Below are 14,263 nucleotides of genomic sequence, written 5' to 3'. Positions count from 1 at the left end.
ACAGGGAACCGGGGCTGTTTGCCGTGAACTGCCGCTGTTCCAGGAAAAACGGGACACATTTTGCACCGATGGAATCAATGATGTCCGCCGACCTCAGAAAACGGCGACACCCCTGATGTGGAAAAGGCCAAGGAATGGCTGGAGCAGTCCGGTGTGGACCCGGCCTCCATCGAGCTGAGCATCCTCTGCTCCAACGAAGGCAAGCGCCGTATGGCCGAAGTGATCCAGGCCAACCTGAAGGAAATCGGTATCAACTGCGAAATCGAAAGCCTGGATACCGCCACCTATGTGTCGGTAACGGCCGAAGGCGACTTCACCGCTTCCATCGGCGGCTATTCTTCCACCGATATCGTCACCTTCCTGAAGGGTGTGTTCCACAGCAATTCCATCGGTTCTTCCGACCAGACCCGTACCAACAATCCGGAAATCGATGCTCAGATCGACGCAATCGCCTCCACCATTGATGATGACGCCCGTGACGCCGCCATCGTGGAGCTGAACAAGACTCTGAACCAGCTGTGCCCCCAGATCCCCCTGTACCAGGGCAGCAATGTGCGGGCTTTCAACAGCAAACTCCAGGGTGTCAATCTGACCCCCGCCGGCCTGACCCGCTTCGAGCAGATGAGCTGGGCCGAATAAAATTGCACACTCCTCCGTTTTCTGGAGCGCCCTGAAGGGCGCTCCTTTTCATTTTTTCCCTTCTGTGCTATACTTTTTGGGTATGCCTTATCCTTTTTATTCTGATTCAGGAGGCTTCTCCCCTTGTTTTTTGATTCCTATTTCTTTCTATTGCTCTTTCTTCCCGTGGCCATCGTCGGCTATTTTCTTCTGGGCCGGCTGCTGCCTCACTCCCCTGCAAACCGGCTTTTTTTGCTCCTTTGCTCCCTTTGGTTTTACGGCAGCCACGGTCTGCCTTTTCTTTTGATCTTGTTTTCTTCCGCTGTGGTTAATTACCTGTTGGCCGCCGCCATGGGGAAACAGGGCCGCAAAAAAGGGCTGCTGCTCATCGGGCTTCTTTTCCACATCGGGCTGCTGGTTCTATTTAAGTACTTTGATTTTTTCCTGGAGACTTTCAACTCCCTCACCGGACTGCATCTGCCTTTGCTCCGACTGATCGCCCCCTTGGGACTCAGCTTCTTCACTTTCCAGCAAATTGCCTACCTGGTGGATCGTTTCCGTGGAGAGGCTCCTTTGTTTGCTCCATTGGATTATGCCTGCTCCCTTTGCTTTTTCCCCTATATCATGAGCGGCCCCATCTCCCTGCACACCGAAATCGTCCCCCAGCTTCGCTGCCGGGAAAACCGTTTTTTTCAGTGGGAGAACTTTTCCAAAGGTCTGGTGGCCTTTTCCTTTGGCATGGCCAAAAAGGTGCTGCTGGCCGACACCCTTGGCCAGGCCGCCGATTGGGGGTTCACCTGGGTGGAAGGCATGAACACCCCCACCGCCTTTCTCGTGATGCTCTGCTACACTTTGCAGCTTTATTTCGATTTCAGCGGCTACTGCGATATGGCCACCGGTCTGGGGCTGTTTTTCAATATCCAGCTCCCGCAAAACTTCGATTCCCCTTATCGGGCTTTCTCCGTGCGGGAATTCTGGAAACGATGGCACATGACCCTTACCCGCTTTTTCACTCGTTACCTGTATATTCCTCTGGGCGGAAGCCGGAAAGGCCGGCTGCGCACCTACGGAAATACCCTTCTGGTGTTTTTGGTCAGCGGCCTCTGGCACGGCGCCAACTGGACCTTTGTGCTATGGGGATTTCTCCACGGGCTTGCTCAGATCGTGGAGCGAATTTTTGAAAAACCTCTGGAAAAACTTCACCCGGCCTTCCGCTTTCTGGGCACCTTTGCCTTCATCAATCTGACCTGGGTGATTTTCCGCGCCCCCGATCTCCACACCGCTTTCACCTTCCTGGGCAACCTTTTCCGGGTGGATCTGGGCGTGATCGACATCAATCTGACCGCTCACTTCGACTTTGCAGAACTTCTCTGGCTGCGCCTTTCCTTTATGCCCACACTGGAGCGCTGGAACCTGATGCTCTGTTTGCTCTTTATCGGCTTTTGTCTGTTTGCTTCCATCCAGCTGAAAAATACCCATGAACGGCTGGCCGCTTTCCGGCCCCGTCTGCCCCTGATGGTGTGCTGTGTATTGCTGCTGTTTTGGTCGGTTCTCTCCTTTTCCGGTGTCAGCGGATTTTTGTATGTGATGTTTTAGGAGGCTCTTCGGTGTATCGCAAATTTTCCATTTCCTTTCTCTGTCTTTTTCTTGCGCTTCTTCTGGGCTGCGGGGCCTTGGTCTATGTCATTGATCCCATGTTCCATTATCACGCTCCCTGGACCTCTTTGCCCCCGGTGACCACCGATGAACGGCATCAGGTGGGAGGGATCGCTGAAAACTTCGATTATGACAGCATCCTCATCGGAACCTCTGTCACCGCCAACTTCCGGGCCAGCTGGTTTGACGAGGCCTTTTCCTGCAAAACGGCCAAGTTCACCTTCCCTGGCGGGAACTTCGGCGAATTCATCAAAGCGCTGGATATGGCCTATGAAGATCACGAGATCCAGCGGGTCTTCTGGGGCTTGGACACCAATCTGCTCACCGCTTTCCCCCAGGAAAGCACCGAGCTTCTCCCCGACTATCTTTACAACGACAACCCCTGGGATGATGTGGAATATCTGTACAACAAGGATGTGCTTTTCCGGCAGATCGTTTCCATGCTCTATGCCTTCCGCTGGGGCCCGGTGCCCACAGTGGATGATCTTTTTGCCTGGGAAAACCGATATGAATGGGGCCCCCAGGCGGTGATGAAAGTATACGGCCGGCCAGAACCCACCCCTATGATGGGATCGGACATCTTTTCTGCCGAAACATCCGCCAATTTTCAGATCATTCTCCCCTATGTGCAGGCCCATCCGGAAACAGAGTTTTATTTCTTCATTCCCCCTTACAGCATTGTCTTTTGGGATCGGGTTTACCGCAGGGGCACGCTGGAAGGAACTCTTTCCGCCCAGGAAGCGGCCTTGCAGGCCCTGGCCCAGTGTGACAATGTCCATGTCTATTATCCCTGCGCGGAAGAAGAAGTGATTTGCGATCTGGAACAATACACCGATCCCATCCACTATTCTCCCAAGGTCAACCAATGGATCACCGAAAAAATGGCCTCTTCTTCCGGTCTCACGCCCCAGGAGATTCCCCAGGCTGTAGAAGAAATGCGCCAACTGGCCTGGAACTATCCCTATGAGGAGCTCTTTGCCCTCTATCCGCCTCAGCTTCCCCCGGAAACCTAAGAGGCCTTGTCCCGCTGTTTTCCCCGTGCTACAATAAAGACAAATCCATGAAAAGAGGTGGCCGCATATGATCTATAAAACTCTGGGCCGCTCCGGGCTGCAAGCCAGTGAGATCGGCCTTGGTTGTGAACATCTGGAGGGCCTGGACGCCAAAACCATTCATCAGGTGGTGGATACCGCCTTGGAGGGCGGCGTCAACATTCTGGATGTGTTCATGTCCGAGCCCAATGTGCGTCGGGATATCGGCCTGGCTTTGAAGGGCCGACGGGACAAAGTGCTCATCCAGGGCCATTTCGGCGCCCGGTGGAAGGACGGCCAATATGGCCGCACCCGGGAACGAAAAGAAACCCAGTTCTTCTTCGAAGATCTGCTTCATCGTCTGGATACCGATTATATCGATATCGGCATGTTCCACTGTGTGGACACCGACCAGGAATTTGACCAGATCTTCTCCGGCGGCACGGCGGACTATGCTCAGAAGCTGAAACAACAAGGCACGGTGCGCACCATTGGCATCAGCACCCACGATCCTCACATCGGCCTGCGGGCCATCGAAAGCGGCATCGTGGATGTGATCCTCTTCAGCATCAACCCGGCCTACGATCTGCTCCCCGACGGCCTGGGCTCCACCGCACCCCTCTTTGACCCTGCTACCTATCAGCAGCCCCTTTTGGGAATGCATCCCCTGCGGGCCAGATTCTATGAAACCTGCCAGCGGGAAAACATCGGCATCACTGTGATGAAAAGCCTGGCAGCCGGAGCGCTCCTGACCGCCCAGCGCTCCCCCTTCGGCGTGGCCCTCTCCCCCATCCAATGCATCCACTATGCCATGGATCGTCCGGCGGTGGGCAGTGTACTGGTGGGTGTGCGCACACCGGAAGAAATGACAGAAGCCCTCCGGTATGAAACAGCTTCCCCGGAAGAAAAGGACTATTCGGTGGTCCTGGCCTCCACGCCCCAATTTTCTCTCAAGGGCAAGTGTATGTACTGCAACCACTGTCTGCCCTGCCCCTCCCATATCAATATCGCCCAGGTCCACAAACTGCTGGATCTGGTGGAAGAAGGACAAACGCCTCCTCCCACCGTACAGGCTCACTATGAAGAGCTGGGTGCCCATGCCTCCCAGTGCATTAGTTGCCGGGCCTGCGAAAGCCGTTGTCCCTTCGGTGTAAATGTCACCGAAAACATGGCTCGGGCCAAAGAAGTATTTGGGAAATAGTAAAACAAAAGACCGGCCGTTGGCCGGTCTTTTGTTTTACTCAGGCTGCTTTCCGTTTATTAGCCATAAGTATCGTAAAAATCATCAACCATCTTATTGCCTGCATGTTTATCACAGTATTCATGCCCATCAAGTTTCCATGAGGCATATTCATCACAAATATCACATTTCCCGTCAGATGTTCGTGCATACCTCTCATTACTGTTTATTTGCGTAATTATAGCAATAATAATAAACAAAATCAGAGTTAAAATCCACCATTTTTTATTACTCTTATGCTGCTCTGATGCAAACAATTATTCCAGCTCCTTTTTAACATTTTTCAATTTATCTTATTCTTCATTGATGCAACTGACAAACCATAAACAACTTCTTTATAGTAATCCCCCCTCTCGCGCTGATATCCGTATGGATATCAATAGCCATTTTCGCACAAAATTAGTGTATTGTCAAGATATCCATTTGGATATTAAGAGGTGTAAAATGGCATATTATAAGCGAATACGTGATTTGCGTGAAGATCACGATCTTACACAACGGCAAGTTGCTGAATATCTCAAAATGCCACAACCTCAGTACTTTCGATATGAACAAGGCTATAGAGATATCCCCACTGATATTTTAATTGCTCTCGCTGACTTATATAAAACATCCACTGACTATATTTTGGGGCGTACCGATAATTCATCCCCTCCTCAAAAATAATCCCCCAGATCGGCCTAACAGCTTTTCTGAGGGATAACTATTATATTGGATAGACTATTTTCACTCGATGTATGTTTTTTCCTGCTTCGTTGCTATATGGGATATAACCAAACTCAAAGAAATCTATTTGTAATAAGGCAAAAAAGAGAGACCTCCTATCCTTGCGATAGGAGGTCTCTCTGTCACTGTTGAGGCATTTGTAGCTTTAACTTAATAACATCAGACCAAAGGCCCAGCTCTTTTTTGTTCTTACGCTTCGGTGGGGTTCTCCCAGTTGTGCCACACATTCTGCACATCGTCATTATCTTCCAGCATTTCCAGAAGCTTGTTCATGTTCTTGATGTCGTCTTCGTCATCCAGAGAAATGTAAGTCTGGGGCACCATAGCTTCCTCGGCCTCCAGGAATGTAAAGCCGTTTTCCTCCAGCTTTTCCCGGACAGAACCCAGATCGTCGGGGGTAGTGGTGATTTCGAACACATCCTCCTCAGCGGAGAAATCGGAAGCGCCGGCTTCCAGGGCCTGCATCATCACTTCATCCTCGTCCATATCGTCCAGACGCTCCACAACCAGCATACCCTTGCGGTCAAACTGCCAGGACACACAGCCGGAAGCACCCAGATTTCCGCCGTATTTGTCAAAATAATGGCGCATATCACCGGCGGTACGGTTGCGGTTGTCGGTAAGGGTCTCCACGATGACGGCAATGCCCTTGGGGCCATAGCCTTCGTAGGTGATGGATTCGTAATCCTCACCGGCGCCGCCGGAAGCATATTTCTGCAGCACCCGATTGATGTTGTCATTGGGCACATTGTTGGCCTTGGCCTTGGCGATTACATCCCGCAGCTTACCGTTGACGCTGGGGTCGGCCGAGCCGCTGTTGCGGATGACCACCGCCATCTCACGGGCGAATTTGGTGAATACTTTGGCGCGCTGCTGATCCACAACGCCTTTTTTTCTGGCAATATTATGCCATTTGGAATGTCCGGACATTTCGTCCCCTCCTATATCCTTCAAATAGATTCCATTTTTTCGTGCCCTCTTCCGAAAAAGAGCGGCCAAACGCTACTTTTCATTTTAACACATTTCCCGGTGAAAAATCAATGTATAAAACCAGGGGAGACGGTGCACAATAGGAGCACAGGAAATGAGGTGAGCGCATGAAGAACCAGAACGGCAAAAACAGCCAGAACAGCCAGAACAGCAAGAACAACAAGATGGAGAACAACAAGGCTGAAAACAGCAAAAACTGCAAATACGACAGCTAACTGCCAAACAATGCGCAAAAAAGGACTGCCTTCCGGCGGTCCTTTTTGCGTAAGAGGCTCAGATTTCCCGCACCCGCACCACACCGGGGATACCCAATAGGCTGATCTGCAGCTGGGCCGCCGTGGTCTGCTCCCCCAGCTTCAAAGCGATGGTTACCGGAGCCACACCGTCAGCCGGGAGGTTCTGGTTGATGGTGAGGATATTGGCTCCGGCGTCATAGACGCAGCCCAGAACAGCCGACAGCACTCCCGGCTCGTCGGCCAGGGAAAAATACAAGGTGATCATGCTGCCGCCGCCCCGGTCAAACAGCTCTACACTGTCTTTATACTTATAAAAGGCACTGCGGGATATCCCACAGGCCCGGGCGGCCATGGCGGCACTTTTCACCTTTCCCCGGGCCAGCATTTCCTTGGCCCGCACCACTTTCAGAAACACATCGGGCAGCACCTGGCTGTCGATGAGCAAGTAAGTGGGTTTTTCCGCCATGGTCTTCACTCTCCTTTATTCTTTGGTCCGCTCATCTGCAAACTCCAGCACACGGGGCAGCAGATTTTTGTGATCGGGTTTGGTGTCCCGCAAAAGCTCGGCGTCCTCTTCGCCCAGATCTCCCCACACAGAGAAGCGTCCATCTTCCTGCAAAGCGATCTCCAGACCGGTGTAGCGGCTGTATTTTTCGTCGGCATAATCTTCCTGCCAGCCAAACAGTTCCCGCGCGGCCAGCACCACTTTGTTCTGGCCATAATAATACCTTGTCACTTTATTCTCCCTCTCTTCCGGTTCCCACCGGCGCCCATTTGTGCTATACTGAAAAAAAGGGATTTTTTCACCAGCGCCTGGGGTTTTAAGGATATTGTAAGGTTTTTACGAAAATTTTGCAACACTTTGCTGTTATACTTGCTTTCAACAACCAAGGGAGGTGTTTCCCATGCATTCGGATCGTACCCCGGAGCAGGAAGAGCGCAGCTATCGACGCCGGCGTAAAGCAGTGAGCCTTTGCTCTCTCCTGGGACTTATTGGCGTGTTTCTTTTCATCACTTTCACCTTCGGCAGCCGTATCCTCACCTTTGCCTCCGATCCGGAAGGTTTCCGGGCTTGGGCTCAAGGCCAAGGGATATTGGGCCGCTTGGCCCTTATCGGCATCCAGGTGCTTCAAGTGGTGGTGGCTATCATGCCAGGAGAAGTGGTGGAGATCGCCGCTGGCTTCACCTTCGGCGCCTGGGAGGGCCTGCTTCTTTGTCTCACCGGCTCAGTACTGGGCTCCATCATCATTTATGGTTTTACCCGCCGCTTCGGTGTAAAGATGGTGGAAGCCTTTATCTCCCGGGAAAAGATGGATTCGCTGAAATTTATCCACAACAGCCGTAAACTGGAACTTCTGATCTTCTTCCTTTTCCTCATTCCCGGCACACCCAAGGATGTGATCACCTATTTTATCGGTTTAACGCCCATGAAGCTGAAAACCTTTCTGGTGCTGTCCACCATCGCCCGGATCCCCTCGGTGATCTCCTCCACCATGGGCGGCAACGCCATGGGCCTTCAGGATTACCGGCTGGCCATCATCGTCTTTGCCATCACGGTGCTCGTCAGCTCCATCGGTCTTCTGATCTATACCTGCATTGTGAAAAAGCACAACGGCAAACATTAAAAAAGCCCGGCTATGGCCGGGCTTTTCTCTATTCTTGGGATGTAGAAGAATCTTTGCATGATCTCATGTTTAATTCATGGACAAGGCCTGGGATAGAGCGCCAGACAGACCATCCAGGAAGTCTATCCTCATGCCCAAATGGACAACAGAAAAGGACGCTGGAAAACCAGCGTCCTTTTCTTTACGGAATTTTATTTCACATCACAGAGGGAGGAATGATATGATTTCTGTTTTCATCAGGTATCCAGCTGATTGGCGTCTTTCAGCACCAGATCCACTGTGATCTCCTTGCCATTTCGGACAAGGCCTACCTTAACGGTGTCGCCCACCTTGCACTGATCCTTGGCATAATTCAGTTCGGACAGGGTGGTCACTTCTTCTCCATTGAAGGAAGCGATATAGTCTCCGGCCTGGATACCGGCCTGCTGTGCTGCACCGCCTTCTACTACTTCGGCCACCCACAATCCGGCTGCAATGCCCTGCATCTGGCCATAATAGGAGTTGATTTGTTTCACGGTGATACCCAGCATGGGCCGATCCTGTACAGCGCCATATTCGATAAAGTCATTGGCCACCTTAAGGGCGGTGTTGCTGGGAATGGCAAAGCCGATGCCCACCGCTTCCGATGTGTTGATCTTGGAGGAAACCACGCCTACCACTTCGCCCAAGCTGTTGAACAGCGGGCCGCCGGAGTTGCCCGGATTGATGGAAGCATCGGTCTGGATCACATTCATGATATAATTGCCGATCTGGATATCACGGCTGGTAGAGGAAATGGCGCCCTGAGTCATGGTGTTGGCAAACTCCAGGCCCAGCGGATTGCCGATGACCACGGCCGGCTCACCCACTACCAACTGGTCGGAGTCGCCAAAAGTGGCGGCTTTCAAACCGTCCGCATCGATTTTGATGACGGCGATATCAGTCTTTTCATCGGTGCCCACCACCTGGGCCTCGTATTCGGTGCCATCGTAGGTGCGCACCGTAATGCTCAGCGCATCGGCCACCACATGGTCATTGGTGATGATATAGCCATCCTCTCTCATAATAATGCCGGTGCCCACGCCGCTGCCGTTGGACAGCTGGCTGGTGATGGCCACCACCGAGGAGACATTTTCTTCATAGATCTGAGCGGAGGTGAGAGAATCCTCCGAATAAGTGGGCTGATAGATCACCTTGGTGCCGCTGGTGGTATTGCCGGAAGAATTGGAGCTGGTGCCCTTGGAAGGCTCATACCCGATCCATTTCAAATAGCCCACTGTGGAACCCACCGAAACGGCGGCCACCAGTACCAGTGCGCCTACCCCTTTGAAGAAACGGGCCACCCGCTTCTTTCCACCGGGACGATGCTCCTTGGGAGCCCGGGGCTGCCGGGGTTTTCCGCCATAGATTCCCTGGGTATCGTAAGTGCTTCTGGCCTGTCCATAGCTGTGATAGGAAGGCGCTGACCCTGTATTTTGGGCGTCTCCCTGCTGGGTGCTCTGATTCCAGCCGCCCTGACTTGCGGAACTTGCCTGATTCTGGGCCTGGCCCCAGCCTCCGGAAGTTTCCTGAGCGCTGGTCTTATTCACCGGCTGGGCCTGATCGCTGATGAAAGCGGGCTTCTGCTCTGTCTGGGCCTGCTGCTCTGCCGCCTGGGAAATGGACTGAGCCATTTGATCCTTTTTCTCTTCCTGGCTGGACTCACCCCAACCACTATTTTGGGTCGCACTGAAGTCTTGGGTGTTCTCCCCATTTTCCCGATTCATTTTATCCTCATTCATAGAAGTGTTGCCTCCTTTTTCTTTCTCAAAGGCTTACCGCCCTTCTCTGTTTCTTATTATCCATTGAAATTATGAAAATGCAATATCTTAAAAAAAAACAAATTGTAAAGAACTGTATCGCTTTCTTTGTAACCATTCCTTTACTGTTTGTAACTGACCCGGGGTTGTATCTTCGTCCTTATTATTCTATAATAGGAGCGTCGAAAAAACCATCTTTTTGTCGAATCAGCAAAGGAGGCTTTTGCCATGACATCTCATCCTTCTCCTCATCGCCGCGCCGCAGCCTTTCTTCTTTCCTGCTGCGCTTTTGTCCTGTCTGTTTTTGCCCTTATCACCTGCTTCACCGACCGGCCAGGCACTCCCGCCTCAGACCACAAGCCCGGCCAGGGAGAAAACTCTCAACAGCTGGAAGAGCAGCGTCAGCAGCTTCTGGAAAAGGCTGATACTTTGCGCCGGGGCTATTTCTATGACGAAGCCCTGGAGCTTTTGGAAAACGCCGACAAAAAGCTGGTGAATGATGATGTGAAGCAAGCCATCGAAACCTGCCAGCAGGACAAGGACTCCCTAGTGAAATACGAAGGAATGCCCTATCATGTATTTTTCCACAGCCTGATCATCTATCCGGAGCTGGCCTTTGACAACGAAGGCCATCCGGCCGAAGGCTACAATATGTGGATGACTACTGTCAGCGAATTCAAAAAGATGCTCCCCCTGCTGCTGGAAAATGATTTTGTCCTCTATGATATCAATGAGCTGATCCAGGTAAACGAAGACGGCTCTGTGACTCAGAAGGACATCTGTCTGCCCCAGGGGAAGAAGCCTCTGATCCTGTCGGTGGACGATCTGAGTTATTACGATTATATGGCCCCTGACGGCTTTGCCACCCGGCTGGTGATCAATGAACAAGGGGATGCGGTCACCGAAGTGAAAGCCCCTGACGGCACGGTGAGCAACACTTACGACGGCGATGTGCAGCCCATTGTGGATCAGTTTGTCAAGGAGCATCCGGAATTCTCCTTCCGGGGAGCCAAGGGCATTCTGGCCCCCACCGGCTATCAGGGAGCCTTCGGCTACCGGATCACCGACCTGGAGCTGTATACCCCGGAAGAAGGTCAGCAGATGCTGGAGGATGTGCAGAAAATCGCTCAGCGCCTGCGGGAAACCGGCTGGGAGATCGGCTGCCATAGCTACACCCACAACGGCTACTGGCGAGGCGACATCACCATGGAGGAGCTGGAAAGCGACCTGACCCGCTGGCGTGAACTGATCGGCACCTACACCGGCCCCACTCAAGTGCTCATCACTCCTTTCGGCGCCCACTATGATCCCAGTGATCCCCGGTATCAGTATATGGTGGATCAGGGCTTTAAAATCATCTGCCCTGTGGCTGCCAATATGGCTACCTCTTATGAGGGCAACAGCATGATCCAGAACCGCCTCAATCTGGACGGTTACACCATGCTCAAGCATCCGGAACGCATCAGCAAATATTTCTTTGATCCTTCCCAGGTAGTGGATCCCGCCCGTCCTCCTCTGAATTGATCGTTGGCCTGCCCCGACATTGACCGGGGCAGGCCCTTTTTTGCCTTTTGCACAAAGTTGGCCTTCTCCTGCGGCAAACTGTCCTCCATACGCGGACAAATCGGTATTTTTGTTTGAAAAAGAAAGTCTTTTCTCATTGAAAAGTCAAAAAGCTGTGATATAATGTTTGTGGACAGCTTTGTCCCTTTGTATGAAAACACATTTTATTATGAATACGGAGATGAGCGAAATGTCTGAAAGAATGATGGACGCCCTGGTCAAGACCGGCCCCGTCAAAGGTCTGACCCTCACCCAGGTGCCCGTTCCCACTCCTGGCAACGGCGAAGTGCTGATCAAGATCCACAAGACTGCGATCTGCGGCACCGATGTGCACATCTACAACTGGGACCCCTGGAGCCAGGCCAACCTCAATCCTCCCCTGGTCACCGGCCATGAATATGTAGGCGAGATCGCCGAATGCGGCCCCAATGCCACCAAGTACAAGGTAGGCCAGCGGGTCACCGGCGAAGGCCACATCATCTGCGGCACCTGCCGCAACTGCCGTGAAGGCAATGGCCAGTGGTGCCCCACCGCCAAGGGCGTGGGCGTCAACCGGGACGGCGCTTTTGCCGAGTACCTGTGCATTCCCGAGAGCAATGTAGTGCCTGTGGATGAGGATCTGGACGAAGATCTGGTCTCCTTCTTCGATGCCTTCGGCAACGCCACTCACACCGCCCTGATGTGGGATCTGGTGGGCGAAGATGTACTGATCACCGGTGCCGGCCCCATCGGCATTATGGCTGTGGCCATCTGCAAATACGCCGGTGCCCGCAATGTTGTCATCACCGATGTGAACGAATATCGTCTGGAGCTGGCCAAGAAGCTGGGCGCCGACGCCTGCGTCAATGTGGCCAAGGAAAAGCCCGAAGACTATTTCGAAGCTCTGAAGATCAAGGAAGGCTTTGATGTGGGTCTGGAAATGAGCGGCAGCGCTCCCGGCCTCAACCAGCTGCTCAGCCTGATGCGCAACGGCGGCAAGGTCTCCCTGCTGGGTCTCCATGGCCCCGACACCAAGATCAACTGGGACCATGTGATCCTCAAGGGTCTGACCCTCCAGGGCATCTATGGCCGCAAGATCTTCGCCACCTGGAACAAGATGATCGCCATGGTTCAGGGCGGCCTGGATCTCCATCCGGTGATCACCCATCACTTCCATTACACCGAATTCGAAAAGGGCTTCGAAGCCATGATCTCCGGCAACTCCGGTAAGGTTGTGCTGGACTGGACCACAAAGAAATAAGCCCGTTTCATCTGTTTTTATTATCAAAAGGAGGAAGCTCATATCATGAAAGAGGCATTGAAGATCTACGCCAAAGAGCTGGAAGGCATCCGGGAAGCCGGCACCTATAAGGACGAACGCTTTATCACCACTCCTCAGAGCGCCCGCATCGATACCACCAAGGCTCACAATGTGGTGAATATGTGCGCCAACAACTATCTGGGCCTGTCCAACAACCCGGAAGTGATCCAGGCTGCTAAGGACAGCTATGACAAGTGGGGCTACGGCCTGTCTTCCGTCCGCTTCATCTGCGGCACACAGGAACTGCACAAGGAACTGGAAAACAAGATCAGCAAGTTCCTGGGTATGGACGACACCATCCTCTATTCTTCCTGCTTCGACGCCAACGGCGGCCTGTTTGAAACTCTGCTCACCGCCGAGGATGCAGTCATCTCCGACGAGCTGAACCACGCCTCCATCATCGACGGCGTCCGTCTGTGCAAAGCCAAGAGACTGCGCTATAAGAACAACAACATGGAAGACCTGAAGGCCAAGCTGGAAGAGGCCAAAGACTGCCGCATCAAACTGATCGCCACCGACGGTGTCTTCTCCATGGATGGCTTCATCGCCAACCTGCAGGGCATCTGTGACCTGGCCGACGAATACGGCGCTCTGGTCATGGTGGACGACAGCCACGCTGTGGGCTTCATGGGCGAGCACGGCAAGGGTACTCCCGAATACTGCGGCGTGATGGGCCGCGTGGACATCATCACCGGTACTCTGGGCAAGGCCCTGGGCGGCGCTTCCGGCGGCTACACCAGCGCTCGTCAGGAAATCGTCGATCTGCTGCGTCAGCGCAGCCGTCCCTATCTGTTCTCCAACACCCTGGCTCCGGCCATTGCTGCCGCCAGCTGCAAGGTGTTCGATATGCTCTCTGAATCCACCGCTCTGCGGGATAAGGTGCACGAGAACACCAAGTACTTCCGCGAGAAGATGGCTACTCTGGGCTTCGATATCCCCGAAGGCACCCATCCCATCGTGCCTGTCATGCTCTATGATGCCAAGGTTGCTCAGGAGTTTGCTTCCCGGATGCTGGAAAAGGGCGTCTATGTGGTGGGCTTCTGCTATCCTGTGGTTCCCCAGGGCAAGGCCCGTGTGCGCACCCAGATCTCTGCGGCTCACACCAAGGAAGACCTGGATTTCGCCATCCAGTGCTTCGCCGAAGTCAAGAAGGAAATGGGTCTCTAATCCCTCCTTTTTGCAAAACAACTCCCCTGTTCCTGCGGGAACAGGGGAGTTTCGTTTTTCTAAACAAAAATGCCCCGGCCATATGAAGTGACCCCAAAAAATTAGACAATATTCTGAAGTAAAAATTGTTCAAGCAGCCGAAAGGGCTTGCTGTCTGTGAATTGCAGGCGGCAAGCCCTTTAGCTTTGCCTTAATCCTGCGGTTGTTGTAGTAGTCCAGATACTCAATGAGCTCCTGTTTGAAGTGCTCCATGGACTGAAATTCCTGCAGATACAATAGCTCACTTTTGAGCAGCCCAAAGAAGTTTTCTATCACAGCATTGTCCAGACAGTT

15 protein-coding genes are annotated in these 14,263 nt (G+C 52.8%); 9 read left to right on the top strand and 6 right to left on the bottom strand.

Annotated features, from left to right (window positions below):
• The first annotated feature begins 117 nt into the window (after positions 1–117).
• From KQI26_RS11185 to KQI26_RS11170, 4 genes are all read left to right on the top strand, one after another.
• Positions 118–639 (top strand): ABC transporter substrate-binding protein, encoded by a 522-nt coding sequence (locus KQI26_RS11185; RefSeq protein WP_216504476.1) that lies wholly within the window; start codon positions 118–120, stop codon positions 637–639.
• A 123-nt stretch (positions 640–762) separates the two neighbouring features.
• On the top strand, positions 763–2,214 hold the full coding sequence (locus tag KQI26_RS11180) for an MBOAT family protein (protein WP_216504475.1): 1,452 nt from the start codon (positions 763–765) through the stop codon (positions 2,212–2,214).
• Positions 2,215–2,225: 11 nt separating this feature from the next.
• Positions 2,226–3,287, top strand: coding sequence for a hypothetical protein (locus KQI26_RS11175; RefSeq protein WP_216504474.1), 1,062 nt, complete (start codon positions 2,226–2,228; stop codon positions 3,285–3,287).
• A 67-nt stretch (positions 3,288–3,354) separates the two neighbouring features.
• On the top strand, positions 3,355–4,506 hold the full coding sequence (locus KQI26_RS11170; RefSeq protein WP_216504473.1) for an aldo/keto reductase: 1,152 nt from the start codon (positions 3,355–3,357) through the stop codon (positions 4,504–4,506).
• 59 nt (positions 4,507–4,565) lie between these two features.
• Here KQI26_RS11170 and KQI26_RS11165 read toward each other — a convergent pair whose 3' ends face one another.
• Positions 4,566–4,802 (bottom strand): hypothetical protein, encoded by a 237-nt coding sequence (locus KQI26_RS11165; protein WP_216504472.1) that lies wholly within the window; start codon positions 4,800–4,802, stop codon positions 4,566–4,568.
• Between the two features lie 187 nt (positions 4,803–4,989).
• On the opposite strand from KQI26_RS11165, the gene KQI26_RS11160 reads away from it, so the two are divergent.
• On the top strand, positions 4,990–5,211 hold the full coding sequence (locus KQI26_RS11160; RefSeq protein ID WP_118428086.1) for a helix-turn-helix domain-containing protein: 222 nt from the start codon (positions 4,990–4,992) through the stop codon (positions 5,209–5,211).
• A gap of 249 nt (positions 5,212–5,460) precedes the next feature.
• On the opposite strand, the gene KQI26_RS11155 is transcribed toward KQI26_RS11160, so the two are convergent.
• The 3 genes from KQI26_RS11155 to KQI26_RS11145 all read right to left on the bottom strand — a co-directional run bounded on the left by KQI26_RS11155 (position 5,461) and on the right by KQI26_RS11145 (position 7,233).
• The gene (locus KQI26_RS11155; protein ID WP_216504471.1) at positions 5,461–6,201 is read right to left on the bottom strand and encodes a YebC/PmpR family DNA-binding transcriptional regulator; all 741 of its coding nucleotides are present in this window, start codon (positions 6,199–6,201) and stop codon (positions 5,461–5,463) included.
• 333 nt (positions 6,202–6,534) lie between these two features.
• Positions 6,535–6,963, bottom strand: a complete 429-nt coding sequence (locus KQI26_RS11150; protein WP_216504470.1) for an ACT domain-containing protein — start codon at positions 6,961–6,963, stop codon at positions 6,535–6,537.
• 15 nt (positions 6,964–6,978) lie between these two features.
• Positions 6,979–7,233, bottom strand: coding sequence for a hypothetical protein (locus tag KQI26_RS11145; protein WP_216504469.1), 255 nt, complete (start codon positions 7,231–7,233; stop codon positions 6,979–6,981).
• A gap of 169 nt (positions 7,234–7,402) precedes the next feature.
• Here KQI26_RS11145 and KQI26_RS11140 point away from each other — a divergent pair, with 169 nt between their 5' ends.
• Positions 7,403–8,122, top strand: a complete 720-nt coding sequence (locus KQI26_RS11140; RefSeq protein WP_216504468.1) for a TVP38/TMEM64 family protein — start codon at positions 7,403–7,405, stop codon at positions 8,120–8,122.
• Between the two features lie 236 nt (positions 8,123–8,358).
• Here KQI26_RS11140 and KQI26_RS11135 read toward each other — a convergent pair whose 3' ends face one another.
• Positions 8,359–9,882, bottom strand: a complete 1,524-nt coding sequence (locus tag KQI26_RS11135) for a S1C family serine protease (protein ID WP_216504467.1) — start codon at positions 9,880–9,882, stop codon at positions 8,359–8,361.
• A 246-nt stretch (positions 9,883–10,128) separates the two neighbouring features.
• Between KQI26_RS11135 and KQI26_RS11130 the strand changes: the two genes are divergently transcribed.
• From KQI26_RS11130 to KQI26_RS11120, 3 genes are all read left to right on the top strand, one after another.
• Positions 10,129–11,424 (top strand): polysaccharide deacetylase family protein, encoded by a 1,296-nt coding sequence (locus KQI26_RS11130; protein WP_216504466.1) that lies wholly within the window; start codon positions 10,129–10,131, stop codon positions 11,422–11,424.
• Between the two features lie 244 nt (positions 11,425–11,668).
• Complete coding sequence (gene tdh / locus KQI26_RS11125) at positions 11,669–12,703, top strand: L-threonine 3-dehydrogenase (protein WP_371744138.1); 1,035 nt, start codon at positions 11,669–11,671, stop codon at positions 12,701–12,703.
• Between the two features lie 45 nt (positions 12,704–12,748).
• On the top strand, positions 12,749–13,930 hold the full coding sequence (locus KQI26_RS11120; RefSeq protein ID WP_216504464.1) for a glycine C-acetyltransferase: 1,182 nt from the start codon (positions 12,749–12,751) through the stop codon (positions 13,928–13,930).
• Positions 13,931–14,059: 129 nt separating this feature from the next.
• On the opposite strand, the gene KQI26_RS11115 is transcribed toward KQI26_RS11120, so the two are convergent.
• Positions 14,060–14,263 (bottom strand): IS3 family transposase (locus tag KQI26_RS11115; protein ID WP_216503868.1); only part of this gene is annotated, 204 nt, incomplete at its 5' end.

It is taken from the genome of Intestinimonas sp. MSJ-38 (genome assembly GCF_018917925.1).
Taxonomy (GTDB): domain Bacteria; phylum Bacillota; class Clostridia; order Oscillospirales; family Butyricicoccaceae; genus Pseudobutyricicoccus.
The sequence above is the reverse complement of the archived record's forward strand: the minus strand, read 5'-3'. Positions and strand labels throughout refer to the sequence as shown.

Bases quoted from the DNA above. Each gene is read 5' to 3' on its own strand.
- KQI26_RS11155 (WP_216504471.1), bottom strand. From the start codon at position 6,201: ATGTCCGGACATTCCAAATGGCATAATATTGCCAGAAAAAAAGGCGTT.
- KQI26_RS11140 (WP_216504468.1), top strand. From the start codon at position 7,403: ATGCATTCGGATCGTACCCCGGAGCAGGAAGAGCGCAGCTATCGACGC.
- KQI26_RS11160 (WP_118428086.1), top strand. From the start codon at position 4,990: ATGGCATATTATAAGCGAATACGTGATTTGCGTGAAGATCACGATCTT.
- KQI26_RS11170 (WP_216504473.1), top strand. From the start codon at position 3,355: ATGATCTATAAAACTCTGGGCCGCTCCGGGCTGCAAGCCAGTGAGATC.
- KQI26_RS11120 (WP_216504464.1), top strand. From the start codon at position 12,749: ATGAAAGAGGCATTGAAGATCTACGCCAAAGAGCTGGAAGGCATCCGG.
- KQI26_RS11150 (WP_216504470.1), bottom strand. From the start codon at position 6,963: ATGGCGGAAAAACCCACTTACTTGCTCATCGACAGCCAGGTGCTGCCC.
- KQI26_RS11130 (WP_216504466.1), top strand. From the start codon at position 10,129: ATGACATCTCATCCTTCTCCTCATCGCCGCGCCGCAGCCTTTCTTCTT.
- tdh (WP_371744138.1), top strand. From the start codon at position 11,669: ATGGACGCCCTGGTCAAGACCGGCCCCGTCAAAGGTCTGACCCTCACC.
- KQI26_RS11135 (WP_216504467.1), bottom strand. From the start codon at position 9,882: ATGAATGAGGATAAAATGAATCGGGAAAATGGGGAGAACACCCAAGAC.